Source organism: Humitalea rosea, from assembly GCF_003253705.1.
Classification (GTDB): Bacteria; Pseudomonadota; Alphaproteobacteria; order Acetobacterales; family Acetobacteraceae; genus Humitalea; species Humitalea rosea.
This window is the reverse complement of record NZ_QKYU01000003.1, coordinates 58,100-72,946: the sequence shown is the minus strand read 5'-3', so window position 1 is coordinate 72,946 and position 14,847 is coordinate 58,100. Positions and strand designations below refer to the sequence as shown.

The window sequence follows — 14,847 nt, the reverse complement described above, 5'->3', positions numbered from 1 at the left end:
GGTCGAACGCATCATCGCCACCCTGGAGCGGCCTCCGCGCCGCGCAACCCAGCCGGCGATGGTCTGAGAAGCAAGCGTGGCTGGGACATTGCCCATGAGAACTACGTCGTGAGCATCGGCCCCATTTCCCGTCTGCTTGGCCGCTCCGAGCCGCTCCAGCCGCTGGTGCAGACCGTCGCCGTGGCGCAGTCGCCCGAAACCACCTTGCTGCCCTTGCTGTCGTTGCAGATGCTGCGCTCCCCCCCGCACCGGTCCTGGCTGGAGGCGGCGATCCGCGCCCGCTGCAACGCCGTGCCGCTGGCGGCGGACTTGCTGCTCTGCCGCATCCTCGGCCGCTTCAAATTCCACGTGGACCCGCAGGATGAGGGCTTCGCGCCGCATCTGCTGCTCGATGGCTACTGGGAATACTGGGTGACCGATCAGATCTGCCGCATGACCCAGCCGGGGATGGTGGCCGTCGATGTCGGCGCCAATGCCGGGTATTATGCCGTGCTGATGGCCGATCTGGTGGGCAGCGGTGGCCATGTCCATGCCGTCGAACCGGGAGGGCGCAGCCTGCGGCTGCTGCGGCGCAACCTCGCCGTGAACGGCTTCACCGGGCAATCGACGGTCCATGCCCTGGCCGTGGGCGCGAGCCGCGGCAGCGCCGTCCTGCGCAGCACGGCGGCCGAGCCCAAGAACGCCTATGTGGTGCCCGAAGGCCTGCCCGCCCCCGCCGGGGTGCATGAGGAAACCATCGAGATCGCCCCGCTCGACGAGTTGGTCGAGACCGCGCACATCATCAAGATCGACGTCGAGGGCCACGAGGAACAGGCCTGGGCCGGAATGCAGCGGCTGCTCGACCGGTCACCCGATGTGCGCGTGCTGCTCGAGTTCAACGCCGCGCGCTGCCTGGACCCCGCGGGGCTGCTGCGCGACATCGCCGGTCGCTTCCCGCTGCGCTTCCTCGACTTCGACGCGGTGGTGAAGCCCGCGGATACCGCGGTCCTGCTCAACAGCCGCGAAGACACCATGCTGTTGCTGACCCACGAAGACTGAGGCCCTCAGGCCAGGGCCGGCGCCCTGCGGATCCGCCAGACCAGCATCAGCACCACCGCGGCCATCGCCGGCAGCAGCACCAGATTGAGCACCACCCACCCTGCCTGCGCATGCAGGAAGCCGCTGCCGAAGGCGGTGCAGGCGACGGTGCCGAAGACGATCAGATCGTTCAGCATCTGTGCCCGGAACCGCTCGGCCGGCGCATAGGCCGCGGCCAGCAACGTGGTCGCCCCGGTGAACATGAAGTTCCAGCCAAGCCCGAGGCAGACCAGCCCCAGCACGAAATGGGTGAAGGTCTCGCCGCTGACCGCGACGGCGACGAAGGCGGTATTCAGCAGCGCGCCCGCGACGATGATCCGCAGCGCGCCGAAGCGCAGGATCAGCCGCCCGGTCCAGAATCCCGGCAGGAACATCGCCACCGCATGCGCCTGGATGACCGTGGAGCTGGCACTGATGCCGAAGCCGCAGGCCAGCATCTCCAGCGGCGTCGAGGTCATCGCCAAATTCATGGTGCCATAGGCGATCGCGCCCGTGACCGCGGCGGTCACGAAGGCTGGCCGGCGCAGGAAGGCGGAGAGCGGGGTCGACACGCCGGTGCGCGGCGGCGGCGGCGGGATCTCGGCGAAGGACAGCAACACGAGGCAGATCGCCGGCAGCGTCGCCAGGATCAGATAGGTGCCCATGAACAGGAAGCCCGGCATGAGGTCGCGGGTCTGCTTCACCAGTTCTGGCCCCGCCACCGCCGCGAGCACGCCGCCGGCCATCACGAGGCTCACGGCACGCGGGCGATAGGCGGGCGTCGCGACCTCGGCCGCGGCGAAGCGGTAGTGCTGCCCGATGCCGAAGCCGAGGCCCGCCGGCACCGCGCCCAGGCAATAGAGCCAAAAATCGCCCTGCCAGATGCCGGCCGCGAAGATCAGCGACCCCGCCATGCTGCCGAAGGCGCCAAGGGTGAAGCCGGCGCGGCGCCCGAGCCGGGCGAAGACCATGCTGGCCGGGATCGAGGCCGCCATGGTCGCCAGCATCTGGATCGCCATGGGCAGCGTCGCCAGCGTCTTGTCGGAAGCCAGGGCGAAGCCGATCAGCGAGCCCATCGCGACCTGACCCACCACCGCGGCATTCTGCAAGGCCTGGCACAGGAACAGCAGCCGCACATTGCGCAGCATGTGCCGGTCGGGTTCGGTCACGTCAGAAATGGCTCCATCCTCCGCGCGGCAGGGCGATCTCCGCCCCATTCTTGTCTCGGACGGTCACATGCGGCGGCCCTGCCGTGAAGTGGCCGATGCGCGTGGCTGCCGTGTCGCCCCCGATGGCGCGGATGGCGGCCTCGGCCCCGGGCGGGGCGGCGAAGAGCAGCTCGTAATCATCCCCGCCGGTCAGGCAAAGCGCCAGCAACGCCGGATCGCCCGCGACCAGGGCGCCCGCCGCGGGGGAGAGCGGCACCAGCCCCGCCTCGATCTCCGCCGCGACGCCACTTGCGCGGCAGAGATGGCCGAGGTCCTGCACCAGCCCGTCGGAGACATCCATCGCCGCCCGCGCGATCCCCACCAGCCCTTGGCCGAACCCGAGCCGAGGTTGCGGCAGCCGGTAGCGCGCCGCCAGAAAACCCGCAGCATCGGGCGCGAACCGCCCTTGCAGCACGCCGAGCCCGAGCATCCCGTCGCCGATGCTGCCCGAGACCCAGATCTCGTCCCCGGCCCGCGCCCCGCCACGCCGCAGCGCCGCCCCAGGGGCCACATGGCCGAGGATGGTCAGCGACAGGGTCATCGGCCCCGGCGTCGCCACCGTGTCGCCCCCCAGCAGATCCAGCCCGAATTCCTGCTGATCCAGCGCGAGGCCGCCGGCGAAAGCCGCGATCCAGGCGTCGTCGATGTCGCGCGGGAAGGCGGTGGTCATGAGGTAGCCGAGCGGCACCGCCCCCATCGCCGCCAGATCCGACAGATTCACCCGCAGCAGCTTGCGCCCGATGGTCTCGGCCGGGTCGTCGGGCAGGAAATGCACCCCCGCCACCATGGCATCGGCGGCCAGCACCAAGCTGCGACCCGGCGGCGGGTCCAGCACCGCCGCATCATCCAGCAACGACAGCCCGCCCGGCCCCGCCAAGGGTCGGAAATGCCGGGCGATCAGGCCGAATTCACCCGGCGCCTCCGACATAAGGTCAGGTCCCGAATTCGCCCGGGCGGAAGTGGCGGGCCAGGGCGTCCAAAACGCCATTGGCAAAACGCGGCTCCTCGCCGCCGAAGAAGCCATGGGCGATGTCCATGTATTCCTTGATGACCACCCGCGCCGGAGGCTCGCCGCCGGCCAGGAATTCGAAGGTGGCGGCGCGGAACATCGCGCGCAGCACGGGGTCCAGCCGGTGCATCGGCCAGCCCGGCGCCAGATGCGCCAGGATCGCCGCATCCACCGCATCGCCCTGCTTGGCCGCACCGCGCACGATCGCGGCGAAGAGCGGCACATGCGCCTCCGGGACCCGGCCGTTGTCGAAGCCGCCATCATCCGGATGGGCCAGCGGATCGTCACCCAGGCGGTGCTTCACGAACTGGTCGATCACCGTCTCGGCCGAATCGCCCGAGGATTCGGATTGGAACAGCGCCTGCACCGCCGCGACCCGCGCACCGGTGCGCGGGCGGGAGGTGGCGGGCTGCTTGGCGCCGCTCATGCGAGCGACCAGGCGCGACGCAGCCCGACCTGGACCAACAGGGCGGACATCGCCTCGGCGCCCTTGTTGTGGCGGTCGGGGGCGGAACGGGCCTCGGCCTGGGCCATTTCGGCCACGGTGAGCAGGCCGAAGCCGATCGCGGCCCCGGTTTCGGCGGCGATCGCCATCACGCCGTCACAGACGGCGGAGCAGATGAAGTCGTAGTGATCGGTTTCGCCCTTCACGACACAACCCAACAGAAGGACGCCGTCGTAGGCCTCTCCGGAGCGAAGCGCCATGCGTAACGCAGCAGGCAGCTCAAAAGCACCGGCAACCTCGACCACCTCCAGCACCGCGCCGGGCGTCGCGGCCAGGGTTTTGCGGGCGCCATCCATCATCCCGGTGACGACGGCGGTGTAGTAGGGGGCAATGATGGCCAGGATGCGCGGCGGGGGCCCGGCCAGGGCGGTCGCGGCGCGCTCCGGGGCGTCGGCGGTGCTCATGCCTGGCCCGGCCCGAAGCCGCGGGTCTCGACCACCTCAAGCCCATAGCCCTCCAGCCCCACGATCGGGCGCGGGTGGTTGGAGAGCAGGATCAGCTCATGCAGCCCGAGATCGGCCAGGATCTGCGCGCCGATGCCATAGTCGCGCAGCTCGGGGGCCGAGGCGCGATCGCGGCCGCGGCGCACGGCCTCGGACAGGCTGCTCGGGCGCCAGTCGCGCAGCACGACCATGACCCCCTCACCCGCCTCGGCGATCTTGGCCATCGCGGCCTGCACCGAGGCGGTGCCCCGGCCCATCACCACATCCGGCAGTGCTGAGATCGCGTGCATCCGCACCATGGCGGGCACGCCCCGGCCCGGACTGCCCTTGATGAGGGCGAGATGCTCGGTGCCATCCATGGAATTGGCATAGACCACGGCGCGCCACTCGCCGCCGGTCGGCAGGGACATGGTCCCCTCCTCGACCCGGCGCACCAGCCGCTCGGTGCGGCGGCGATAGGCGATGAGGTCGGCGATGGTGCCGAGCTTCAGCCCATGCAGCTGGGCGAAGGTCACGAGGTCCGGCAGGCGGGCCATGGTGCCGTCGTCGTTCATGATCTCGCAGATCACGCCCGAGGGGTTCAGCCCGGCGAGGCGGGCGAAATCCACCGCCGCCTCGGTATGGCCGGCGCGGACCAGCGCGCCGCCCTCCCGCGCCACCAGCGGGAAGATGTGGCCCGGCGTCACGATGGCGTTGCGGCCAAGCTCGGGGTTGATCGCGACGGCCACGGTATGGGCGCGGTCGGCGGCGCTGATGCCGGTGGTCACGCCCTCGCGCGCCTCGATCGAGACGGTGAAGGCGGTCTGGTGCCTGGTGCCGTTGGACTGCGCCATCAGCGGCAGGCCCAGCGCCTCGACCCGCGCGCCGGTCATGGCGAGGCAGATCAGCCCGCGCGCATGGCGCGCCATGAAGTTCACCGCATCCGGGGTCGCGAATTGCGCGGGGATGACGAGGTCGCCCTCGTTCTCGCGATCCTCGTCATCGACCAGGATGAACATGCGCCCACTGCGCGCTTCCTCCAGCAACTCCTCGGTCGGGGAGAGGAAGTCGGAAAGATTGGTCTGCGTGGTCTGCACCGGGTTCATCCCGCGAACTCCCGAAGGCGAGCGACGTAGCGCGCCAGCATGTCGATTTCGATATTGACCGCATCCCCCGGCACCAGCGTGCCGAAGGTCGTGTGGGCGGCGGTATGGGCGATGATGTTGACGCCGAAGCTGTCGCCATCGGTATCGTTGCCCTCGGTATCGTTGACGGTCAGCGAGACGCCGTTGATGGCCACGCTGCCCTTGGCCGCGATGAAGCGAGCGATGGCGGTCGGCACGCGAAAGCGCCAGCGGGTCGAGCCATGCTCGGGGGTTGCGGAGATCACCTCCCCAAGCCCGTCCACATGGCCGGAGACGACATGGCCGCCCATCTCGTCGCCGAGCCGCAGCGAGCGTTCGAGGTTGATCTCGCTCCCCTCCCGCCAGCCGCCCAGCGTGGTCAGCTTGAGGGTCTCGGCCGAGGCCTCGGCCGAGAAGCGATCCGGCCCGAATTCGACCGCCGTCAGGCAGCAGCCGGAACAGGCGATGGAGGCGCCGAGCGCCGGCGCGCCACCGGCCACGAGCCAGCCCGGCGGGGTCGCGATGGTGAGCCGCATATCCGACCCCGCGCCGATGGGTGTGACGGCGGCGATGCGGCCGATGCCGGTGATGATCCCGGTGAACACGCGCTCAACTCTCCTGTAAAACAGCCTCGGTCAGCCAATCCTCGCCAACCGGGATTGCTGCGCTGCGACGGAACTTAGGCGCAGCCTCCAGCCGCAGAAAGCCCATGGCGGCAATTGCGGGCAATCCATCGCCGCCGATGACCCGCGCCGCGTGGAACCAGGCGAGGCGATCGATCAGTCCAGCGGTGAGAAAAGCGGCAGCGAGGCGCCCGCCGCCCTCCAGCAGGACCCGGGTGATGCCGCGCTCGGCCAGGGCGCGCAGCAGGGCCGTGGGGTCGAGCCCCTCGCCCGAGTCGGACGGGGGCAAGGGCAACAGTTCCGCCGGAAGGTCGGGCCGGGCGATCCCCTCGCCGACCGCGATCCAGACCGGGCCTTCGACGCCGAACAGCCGTGCGGCCGGCGAGACCCGCCCGCGCGCGTCGGCCACCACCCGCACGAGCGGCCGGGGCGAGAAGCCGGGGATGCGGCAGGTGAGGTCGGGGTCGTCGGCCAGCACCGTGCCGCTGCCGACCAGGATCGCATCATGCCGCCCGCGCAGCGCATGGCCGTGGCGGCGGGCGGCGGGGCCGGTGATCCAGCGGCTTTCGCCGCTCGCGGTCGCGATCCGCCCGTCCAGCGAGGTCGCGAGCTTCAAGGTCACCAAGGGCAGGCCCTTGGCCTGACGCTTGAGGAACCCCGCGTTCAGCACCGCGGCCTCGGCCTCCAGCAGGCCTTCATCGACGGTGATCCCGGCGGCGCGGAGGCGGCGCAGCCCCTCCCCATCCACCCGTGGATCGGGATCGCGCAGGGCCACCACCACGCGGGAAACCCCGGCCGCGATCAGCGCATCGGTGCAGGGCGGCGTGCGGCCCCAGTGGCAGCAGGGTTCCAGCGTGACATAGGCGGTGGCGCCGCGGGCGGCGGCGCCGGCGCGCTTCAGCGCCTCGGTCTCGCCATGCGGCCGGCCGCCGGGGGCGGTCCAGCCGCGGCCGACCACCCGGCCATCCTTGACGATGACGCATCCGACCGTGGGGTTGGGCCAGGTATTGCCGAGGCCCCTTGCGGCCAGCGACAGGGCCGAGCGCATATGCGCCTCGTCCACGCTGCTCATCTCAGGGCTGGCCATCCTCGAATTCGCCGAGGAAGGCCTGGAAATCGGTGGCCGCGCCGAAGTTCTTGTAAACGCTGGCGAAGCGGACATAGGCGACCTCATCCACTTCCCGCAACGCCGCCATCACGATCTCGCCGATGCGGCGGGAGGTGGTCTCGGTGTCGCTTTCCATCTCCAGCCGACGCTGGATGCCCGAGACGATGCGCTCGATGCGCTCCTCGTCAACCGGGCGTTTTCGCAATGCAACACGAACCGAGCGGGACAGCTTGTCACGGTCGAAGGGCACGCGGCGGCCATCGGTCTTCACGACGACCAGATCGCGCAGCACCACGCGCTCGAAGGTGGTGAAGCGATTGCCGCAGGCGGGACAGAAGCGCCGGCGGCGGATGGCGGCCCCATCCTCGGCGGGGCGACTGTCCTTAACCTGCGTGTCCTCGCTGCCGCAGAAGGGACAGCGCATCGCAGCCCCTCAGTGCGTGTAGATGGGGAAGCGGGCGCAGAGCGCCTGGACCTCGGCCGCAACCGCGGCCTCCACCGCCGCATTCCCATCCGGGGCATTGGCCATGGCCAGGCCATCGACGACGCGGCCGATCAGCCGGCCGACCTCGCGGAACTCCGCCTCGCGGAACCCGCGGGAGGTTGCCGCCGGGGTGCCGAGACGCACGCCGGAGGTCACCATCGGCTTCTCGGGGTCGAAGGGGATGGCGTTCTTGTTGCAGGTCAGATGGGCGCGGTTCAGCGCGCCCTCGGCGGCGCGGCCGGTGACCTTCTTCGGCCGCAGATCGACCAGCATCAGATGATTGTCGGTGCCGCCGGTGACGAGGTCGAAGCCCTCGGCCTGCATCGCCTCGGCCAGCGCCTGGGCATTGGCGACGATCTGGCGGGAGTAGCTGCGGAATTCGGGGCGCAGCGCCTCGCCGAAGGCGACCGCCTTGGCCGCGATCACATGCATCAGCGGCCCGCCCTGGAGCCCGGGGAAAACCGCGCTGTTGAATTTTTTCGCCAGCGCCTCGTCGTTCGTGAGGATCATGCCGCCGCGGGGCCCGCGCAGGGTCTTGTGCGTGGTCGTGGTCGCGACATGGGCATGCGGGAAGGGGCTGTCATGCGCGCCACCGGCCACGAGGCCGGCGAAATGCGCCATATCGACCATGAAGATCGCGCCGACCTCATCCGCGATGGCGCGGAAGCCGGCGAAATCCCAGGCGCGGGCATAGGCGGAGCCGCCGGCGATGATCAGCTTGGGCTTGGACTCCAGCGCGATGCGGCGGACCTCGGCCATGTCGATGCGCTGGTCCTCGCGCCGGACGGTATAGGGCACCGGCTTGAACCACTTGCCCGACTGGTTGGCCGGCGAGCCATGGGTCAGGTGCCCGCCCGCCGCGAGGTCCAGCCCCATGAAGGTATCGCCCGGCTGCAACAGCGCCAGGAACACCGCCTGGTTGGCCTGGGCGCCGGAATGCGGCTGCACATTGGCGAAGCCGACGCCGAACAGCTTGCAGGCCCGCTCGATCGCCAGGGTCTCGGCGACATCGACATATTCGCAGCCGCCGTAGTAGCGGCGGCCGGGATAGCCCTCCGCGTACTTGTTGGTCAGCACCGACCCCTGGGCCTGCATCACCGCGCGGGAGACGATGTTCTCCGAGGCGATCAGCTCGATCCCATCCTGCTGGCGGACCAGCTCATGGCCGATGCAGGCGGCGATCTCGGGATCGGTTTCGGCAAGATCGGCGCCGAAAAAGCGTTCCGGGCTCATGCCTGAGATCTGTTCGTTCATGGGGCGGCCTCCGAAGGCGTCAGCGCGGCATCGGCCGCCGAAAGTTTCCGCAGGCGCCTGTCGTGCCGGCCGCCCTCATAGGGCGTGGCCAGGAAGGCGTGCAGGGAATCCAGGATGATCTCGATCCCGGTGGTGCGGGCACCGAAACAGGCCATGTTCGCGTCGTTATGGGCGCGGGTCAGCCGGGCCTCGGTGGTCGAATGCAGCACGGCGGCGCGGATGCCGGGCAGGCGGTTGGCGGCGATGCACATGCCGATGCCGGTGCCGCAGACCAGGACGCCGAGGCTCACCTGGCCCGAGGTGACCTGCCCGGCGACGGCCTGGGCAAAATCCGGATAGTCCACGCTGGCCGGCCCATCGGTGCCGCAATCGGTCACGCGATGCCCGGCGGCGGTCAGCGCTTCGATCAGCGCGGCCTTGACCGCGACGCCGGCATGATCGGCGCCGATGGCGAGGGAGAGCGATGGGGGGCTATGTGCAACCATGCCGCCGCACTAGCACGCGTCGGCGATGGCGCGAAACGTCCCGCAGCACATCGCGGTTGCGCGGGGCGCGCAGGGGAGCCAGTCCGCACCCACCCCGGCTCAGCCCAGGCGATGCAGGACCATGGGCGCCTTTGCCGAGCGTGCCTCAAGCCAGTCCCACAGCTCCGCCTGCCGCATCGGGCGGGCCAAGAGCCATCCCTGGCCGATGGTGATGCCGCGTTCCAGCAGGATCTGCGCCTGCTGCTCGGTTTCCACGCCTTCCGCGACCAGCTCCAACCCGAGTCCCGCGGCCAGCCCCGCGGTCGCGCGGATGATTTCCTCAGCCCGGGCGTCGTAGCCGATACCGGCGACGAACCGCCGGTCCAGCTTCACCGCATCCAGCGACAGCCGCAGCAGTTGCAGCAGCCCCGCATAGCCGGTGCCGAAGTCGTCGATGGAGAGGCGCACACCGCGGTCGCGCAGCCGCTTCAACCGTTCCCGCACCACATCGGAGACGCGGTCGAGCAGCACATCCTCGGTGATCTCCAGCTCGAGATCGGCATGCCTCAGGCCACGGGTGATCAGATCCAGCTCTATCGCCTCCACGAGGTTCGGCACCGCCAGCTCCTCCGGGGCAAGGTTGATGGCAACCCGGGGCGCAGGCAGCCCGGCATCGCGCAGCCAGGCCAAGGTCGAAAAAGCGTCGCGCCGCACCGCGCGGCCAAGCGCCGGCAACAGCCCCTGGCGCGCCGCGATCGGCAGGAACTCGCCCGGGGCGATGGCGCCAAGCACCGGATCGTCCCAGCGCGCCAGCGCCTCGAAGCCCAGCAATGCGCCGTCCTTCAGATCGATCTGCGGCTGCAGCGCCGCATAGAGCCCACGCGGCGCACCGCCGGCGGCGAACAGGGCGGTCGCGATCTGCGCCTCCCGCGCCAGCCGCGTGGCATCGGCGGCCGAGGCCCCCGCGACACGCCCCCGCGCCGCCGCCTTGGCCCGGCGCAGCGCATCATCCGCCACCCGCAGCAGGTCGCTTCGCACGCAGGCATCGGCGGGCGACATCGCGAAACCGCAGGTCGCGCCAATCCGCAGCGCCTGGCCCTGCCAGGTGAAGGGGCGGCCGAGACGCTCGCTGATGCCTTCGGCCATGGCCTGGACCTTGGCGCGATCGGTGATCCCGCGCAGCAGGATCAGGAATTCATCACCGCCGACCCGCGCCACGATGTCGCCCGGCGCCAGGGCCGCCCGCAGCCGCTCGGCTGCGGCGCACAGCACCGCATCGCCGGCCGCATGCCCCGCGCTGTCATTGGTGCCCTTGAAGTAGTCGAGGTCGAGCATGATGATCGCCAGCCGTTCCCCGGCGACCAGCGCCGCCTCCAGCACCCGCTCCATCGCACGGCGGTTGTACAGGCCGGTGAGCGGGTCATGGTCGGCCTCGCGCGCGAGGCGCTCCGTCAACCCGGCCAAGCGATGCGCCTGGGGGCGGAAGATCAGCATGGTCTCGGCCAGCAGCAGCAGCAGCGCCAGGGCTGCCGAGGCGCAATGGCCCCAGAGGATGACGGACATGTCCCGCTCCGCGGCGGCCTGGTGCAATTCGACGGTGTTCTGCAGGCTGTCGAGCAGGGGCCCCATCGCCTCCTGCCGCACGCGCCGCGCCACCGCGGGGTTGACCGGGCCGGACGCAAGGCTCGCCGCGGTGCGCAAGAAGCCCTGCACCCGCTGGTCGAGACCGGTGGCCGGGGCGAAGTAGGACTGGGTCAGGGCCAGCGTCATATGGGCCGGCTCCTGCCGCAGCGTCCAATGCGCCTGCAACATCTCATCGGCCGCCTGGGTCAGGGCCGCCGGATCCTCCACGCCGCCTGGCGCGACCAGCGCGGCGATGCGCAGGCTGAGCATGCGCTGCCGGCCCGCCATATCGATGATGGTGGCGTAGCTCTCCTGCCGTTCCACAAGGACGCCGATCAGCACGGCGCTGATGATCGCCAGCCCCCCGATCAGCGACAGTGCCAGCAGGTAGTGGCGTGACACACTTCGACGCGCTGTACAGCCTATGCGGGCAGGGTCGCTGCAGGATGACTTATTTTTTGGAAAATGATGAAAATTATCCATGCGGCCCACTAGCAAAACCGCAATGCCATAGGCAACATTATCGGTAATTGAGCCGCCTCACCTTTTGTTACCGGGGCTTGGGGTCGCAGCGTTGGCGGTCTGCCCCGAAGCCGGTAGGTTTCGCTCAAACCGAGGACGCCAAAATGACCTTCCCCCCCGCCCCAGCCTCAAGCCATCCGGAAACCATCGCCCTGCACGCCGGCTGGCGCGCCGATGCCACGACCGGATCGGTCGCCGTGCCGATCCACCAGACAACTTCCTTCCAGTTCCAGGACACCGCGCATGCCGAGCGGCTGTTTGGGCTCGCCGAGCTGGGGAACATCTACACCCGGATCATGAACCCGACGGTGGATGTGCTGGAGCAGCGCATGGCCGCCCTGGAGGGCGGCGTGGCCGCGCTGGCGGTCGGATCGGGGCAGGCGGCGACGGCATTTTCGGTAATGAATCTCTGCTCCGCGGGGGACAATATCGTCTCCTCCACCGACCTCTACGGCGGCAGCGTTAACCTCTTCGCCAATACGCTGAAGCAGTTCGGCATCGAGGTCCGCTTCGTGGACCCTGCCGATCCGCAAGGCTTCGTCGCCGCGACGGATGCGCGCACCCGCTGCTGGTACGCCGAGACGCTGCCGAACCCGAAGCTGCAGGTCTTCCCGATCGCCGAGGTCGCCGCCCTCGGCCGCGCCATCGGCGTGCCGCTGATCATGGACAACACGGCCGCCCCCATCCTGTGCCGGCCGCTGGATCTGGGTGCCGCGGTGGTGATGCATTCCACCACCAAATGGATCGGCGGCCATGGCAACTCCATCGGCGGCGTCGTGGTCGATGGCGGCAATTTTGACTGGGCGGCGCATGCCGAACGCTTCCCGACGCTGAACACGCCCGACCCGTCCTACCATGGCGCGATCTGGACCGTGGCGGCGGCGCCCCTGGGGCCCATCGCCTATATATTGCGGATGCGAACCTGCCTGCTGCGGGACCTTGGCGCGCCGATGGCCCCGTTCAACGCCTTCCTCACCCTGCAAGGGCTGGAGAGCCTGCCGCTGCGGATCGAGCGGCATTGCGCCAATGCGATCCGCGTCGCGGCCTACCTGGCCAACCACGCCGGCATCGCCTCGGTCACCCATCCGAGCCTGCAGGATGGCGAGGCCCGTGCCCGCGCCGATGCGACGCTGAAGGGCGGCTACGGCAGCCTGATGGGCTTCGAGCTGAAGGCGGGTGCCGAGGCCGGCCGCCGTTTCATCGAGGCGCTGCGCCTGTTCTACCATGTCGCCAACATCGGGGATTCGCGCAGCCTCGCGATCCACCCCGCGACCACCACCCATAGCCAGCTTACCGCCGAGCAGCAGATGGCCTCCGGCGTCTCCCCCGGCTATGTGCGCCTGTCGATCGGCATCGAGCATATCGACGACATCATCGCCGACCTCGCCCAGGCCCTGGACGCCAGCGTGGCATGATCCCGATCGTCGCCCCCTTCCCCATCGGCCGGCCGCGCCGCAACCGCCTCGATGCCGGCACCCGACGGCTGGTCGCGGAGAACCGGCTGTCGGTCGATGACCTGATCTGGCCGGTCTTCATCATGGAGGGCACGGGCACCATCAGCCCGGTCGCCTCCATGCCGGGGGTGGAGCGGGTGACGATCGACCGGCTGGCGGCGCATGTGGCGCCGGCGGTGAAGCTCGGCATCCCGGCGGTGGCACTGTTCCCGATGACCCCGCCCGAGGCCAAGGACGCCGAGGGCAGCGAGGCCTCCAACCCGGATAACCTGATCTGCCGCGCCGCCCGGCTGTTGACCCGCGAATTCCCCGATCTGCTGCTGGTCGGGGATGTGGCGCTCGACCCGTACACCGACCATGGCCATGACGGGGTGCTGCGCCCCGGGCCGGGCGGCGTCTATGTGGACAATGACGCGAGCCTGCCCGTGCTGGTGCGCCAGGCGGTGGTACAGGCCGAGGCCGGTATCGGCATCATGGCCCCCTCCGACATGATGGACGGCCGCATCGGCGCGATCCGCAGGGGGCTGGATGCCGAAGGGCTGATCCATACCCGGATCATGTCCTATGCCGCCAAATACGCCTCGGCCTTCTACGGCCCGTTCCGCGATGCGGTGGGGTCGGGCGGCGCGCTGCGGGGCGACAAGAAGACCTACCAGATGGACCCCGCCAATTCCGACGAGGCGATGCGCGAGATCGCCGCCGACCTCGCCGAAGGGGCCGACATGATCATGGTGAAGCCCGGGATGCCCTATCTCGACATCATCCGCCGAGCCAAGGACCAGTTCGCGGCGCCGACCTTCGCCTACCAGGTCTCGGGCGAGTATTCGATGCTGATGGCGGCGATCGAGCGCGGCTGGCTCGACCACGACCGCGGCATGATGGAGAGCCTGATGGCCTTCAAGCGCGCCGGGGCGGATGGCGTGCTGACCTATTTCGCGCCCCGCGCGGCGGCGCTGCTGCGGGGTTAGGCCGCAGCCGGCGCCCGGACGATGATGCCGGCCGAGGTGGTCGGGAAGCCATGCACCGACAGCAGCAGATGCGGCGTGGATTGCTGCGGCAGCGGCCAGTCGTTGCCCGGGTAGGGCGGCAGGTCGATGAACCCATCCATCAGCTTGACCCCCGGCGTCGCATCGAAGGGCATCATCTCATAGCCCGCTTGCGCCAGCTTCTCGGCCAGGCGGCGCATGTGCTTCTCCTGGAACAGCACGGTCGGGCCGCGGTTCACCGTCGGGCCCTCGCCCGCCATGTTGAATTCGGTCGTATGCACCGCGATCCCGCCGGGCTTGAGGCAGCGCGAGGCGTTGACGACGAAATCGAGCCCGGCCTCGATGGAGCCCAGATGCTCGAAGGAGCAGACCGACCAGACGAAGTCGAAGCCGCGCTCCAGATCCTTGGGGATGTGGCGCATGTCCACGGCGCGCAGCGTCACCCGCGCATCGAAGGTGGCCCGCGTCACCAGCTTGGGGAAGAACAGCTCCTCGGCGTCCCCGCCATGCTGGTCGGTCGCGATCCAGCCGGCGGCACGGCGGTTGGAGACGTCGAGATCCGTGGCCAGGACATCCGCGCCCCGCTCCGCGAAAAAACTCGGCAGCGGCTCATGCCCGACCGCGAAGCCGAGGCCGCGCTTGCCCGGCGCCAGCATCCCCGCCTCCCATAGCGCCTGGACGACGAAGCACGTCTCCCACAGCTTGCGGTGATAGGTCGGCAGGGTGTCGAGCTCACCGCACCAATGGCGCAGCCAGTCGCTCTCGATATCGGCCTGCCGGCAGATGCGGCTGTCCAGCCCGACCGGCTGCGGCATCTCCGGCAGGGCGACGAGGCTGCCCGCCAGCCCCGCCATGTAGTGCTGGGTCGTCAGCAGATTGCCGAGGATCTTCACATTCCAGCGGGTCAGGGCAGCTTCGCGGCCGGTCAGGCGCGACATGAGGCGGTGGAACAGGTGCAGCATGTCGGGCGGCTTGGCCCAGCCGGAACCGGAAGTCCAGAGCACG

15 protein-coding genes are annotated in these 14,847 nt (G+C 69.8%); 3 read left to right on the top strand and 12 right to left on the bottom strand.

Going from position 1 to position 14,847, the window contains the following annotated elements; translation table 11 throughout:
• Positions 1–108: 108 nt before the first annotated feature.
• Positions 109–1,038, top strand: a complete 930-nt coding sequence (locus C8P66_RS03470) for an FkbM family methyltransferase (protein WP_158537077.1) — start codon at positions 109–111, stop codon at positions 1,036–1,038.
• 5 nt (positions 1,039–1,043) lie between these two features.
• Here the strand turns inward: C8P66_RS03470 and C8P66_RS03465 are convergent, their stop codons facing one another.
• From C8P66_RS03465 to C8P66_RS03415, 11 genes are all read right to left on the bottom strand, one after another.
• Positions 1,044–2,225 (bottom strand): MFS transporter, encoded by a 1,182-nt coding sequence (locus C8P66_RS03465; RefSeq protein WP_245903188.1) that lies wholly within the window; start codon positions 2,223–2,225, stop codon positions 1,044–1,046.
• A 1-nt stretch (position 2,226) separates the two neighbouring features.
• Positions 2,227–3,192, bottom strand: a complete 966-nt coding sequence (gene thiL / locus C8P66_RS03460; RefSeq protein WP_111396754.1) for a thiamine-phosphate kinase — start codon at positions 3,190–3,192, stop codon at positions 2,227–2,229.
• A gap of 4 nt (positions 3,193–3,196) precedes the next feature.
• Positions 3,197–3,700, bottom strand: a complete 504-nt coding sequence (gene nusB, locus C8P66_RS03455; RefSeq protein ID WP_111396753.1) for a transcription antitermination factor NusB — start codon at positions 3,698–3,700, stop codon at positions 3,197–3,199.
• Positions 3,697–4,182 (bottom strand): 6,7-dimethyl-8-ribityllumazine synthase, encoded by a 486-nt coding sequence (ribH, locus tag C8P66_RS03450; protein WP_111396752.1) that lies wholly within the window; start codon positions 4,180–4,182, stop codon positions 3,697–3,699. Before ribH ends, nusB begins: the two co-directional genes overlap by 4 nt.
• The gene (gene ribB, locus C8P66_RS03445; protein WP_111396751.1) at positions 4,179–5,306 is read right to left on the bottom strand and encodes a 3,4-dihydroxy-2-butanone-4-phosphate synthase; all 1,128 of its coding nucleotides are present in this window, start codon (positions 5,304–5,306) and stop codon (positions 4,179–4,181) included. The genes ribH and ribB overlap by 4 nt, the downstream gene beginning before the upstream one ends.
• Positions 5,303–5,929, bottom strand: a complete 627-nt coding sequence (locus tag C8P66_RS03440) for a riboflavin synthase (RefSeq protein ID WP_111396750.1) — start codon at positions 5,927–5,929, stop codon at positions 5,303–5,305. Before C8P66_RS03440 ends, ribB begins: the two co-directional genes overlap by 4 nt.
• 4 nt (positions 5,930–5,933) lie before the next feature.
• Positions 5,934–7,019: a bifunctional diaminohydroxyphosphoribosylaminopyrimidine deaminase/5-amino-6-(5-phosphoribosylamino)uracil reductase RibD gene (gene ribD, locus C8P66_RS03435; RefSeq protein ID WP_245903187.1), complete on the bottom strand. Its 1,086-nt coding sequence runs from the start codon at positions 7,017–7,019 to the stop codon at positions 5,934–5,936.
• Between the two features lies 1 nt (position 7,020).
• A complete protein-coding gene (gene nrdR / locus C8P66_RS03430; protein WP_111396749.1) occupies positions 7,021–7,479 on the bottom strand; it encodes a transcriptional regulator NrdR in 459 nt (152 codons plus the stop codon).
• Between the two features lie 9 nt (positions 7,480–7,488).
• The gene (gene glyA / locus C8P66_RS03425) at positions 7,489–8,793 is read right to left on the bottom strand and encodes a serine hydroxymethyltransferase (RefSeq protein WP_456303629.1); all 1,305 of its coding nucleotides are present in this window, start codon (positions 8,791–8,793) and stop codon (positions 7,489–7,491) included.
• Entirely contained in the window at positions 8,790–9,278 is a 489-nt protein-coding gene (gene rpiB, locus C8P66_RS03420; protein ID WP_111396748.1) for a ribose 5-phosphate isomerase B, read from the bottom strand. The genes glyA and rpiB overlap by 4 nt, the downstream gene beginning before the upstream one ends.
• A gap of 99 nt (positions 9,279–9,377) precedes the next feature.
• Positions 9,378–11,282: a putative bifunctional diguanylate cyclase/phosphodiesterase gene (locus C8P66_RS03415; protein ID WP_158537076.1), complete on the bottom strand. Its 1,905-nt coding sequence runs from the start codon at positions 11,280–11,282 to the stop codon at positions 9,378–9,380.
• A 224-nt stretch (positions 11,283–11,506) separates the two neighbouring features.
• Between C8P66_RS03415 and C8P66_RS03410 the strand changes: the two genes are divergently transcribed.
• Positions 11,507–12,817 carry an O-acetylhomoserine aminocarboxypropyltransferase/cysteine synthase family protein gene (locus C8P66_RS03410; protein WP_111396746.1) on the top strand — a complete coding sequence of 437 codons (1,311 nt, stop codon included), beginning with the start codon at positions 11,507–11,509 and terminating at the stop codon, positions 12,815–12,817.
• Positions 12,814–13,824 carry a porphobilinogen synthase gene (gene hemB, locus C8P66_RS03405; RefSeq protein ID WP_111396745.1) on the top strand — a complete coding sequence of 337 codons (1,011 nt, stop codon included), beginning with the start codon at positions 12,814–12,816 and terminating at the stop codon, positions 13,822–13,824. Before C8P66_RS03410 ends, hemB begins: the two co-directional genes overlap by 4 nt.
• On the opposite strand, the gene C8P66_RS03400 is transcribed toward hemB, so the two are convergent.
• A complete protein-coding gene (locus C8P66_RS03400) occupies positions 13,821–14,846 on the bottom strand; it encodes an SAM-dependent methyltransferase (RefSeq protein WP_245903186.1) in 1,026 nt (341 codons plus the stop codon). The genes hemB and C8P66_RS03400 overlap by 4 nt on opposite strands.
• Position 14,847: the final 1 nt, after the last annotated feature.

Coding starts and splice junctions, on each gene's coding strand:
- thiL (WP_111396754.1), bottom strand. CDS start 3,192: ATGTCGGAGGCGCCGGGTGAATTCGGCCTGATCGCCCGGCATTTCCGA.
- nusB (WP_111396753.1), bottom strand. CDS start 3,700: ATGAGCGGCGCCAAGCAGCCCGCCACCTCCCGCCCGCGCACCGGTGCG.
- ribH (WP_111396752.1), bottom strand. CDS start 4,182: ATGAGCACCGCCGACGCCCCGGAGCGCGCCGCGACCGCCCTGGCCGGG.
- ribB (WP_111396751.1), bottom strand. CDS start 5,306: ATGAACCCGGTGCAGACCACGCAGACCAATCTTTCCGACTTCCTCTCC.
- ribD (WP_245903187.1), bottom strand. CDS start 7,019: ATGAGCAGCGTGGACGAGGCGCATATGCGCTCGGCCCTGTCGCTGGCC.
- nrdR (WP_111396749.1), bottom strand. CDS start 7,479: ATGCGCTGTCCCTTCTGCGGCAGCGAGGACACGCAGGTTAAGGACAGT.
- glyA (WP_456303629.1), bottom strand. CDS start 8,793: ATGAACGAACAGATCTCAGGCATGAGCCCGGAACGCTTTTTCGGCGCC.
- rpiB (WP_111396748.1), bottom strand. CDS start 9,278: ATGGTTGCACATAGCCCCCCATCGCTCTCCCTCGCCATCGGCGCCGAT.
- C8P66_RS03410 (WP_111396746.1), top strand. CDS start 11,507: ATGACCTTCCCCCCCGCCCCAGCCTCAAGCCATCCGGAAACCATCGCC.
- hemB (WP_111396745.1), top strand. CDS start 12,814: ATGATCCCGATCGTCGCCCCCTTCCCCATCGGCCGGCCGCGCCGCAAC.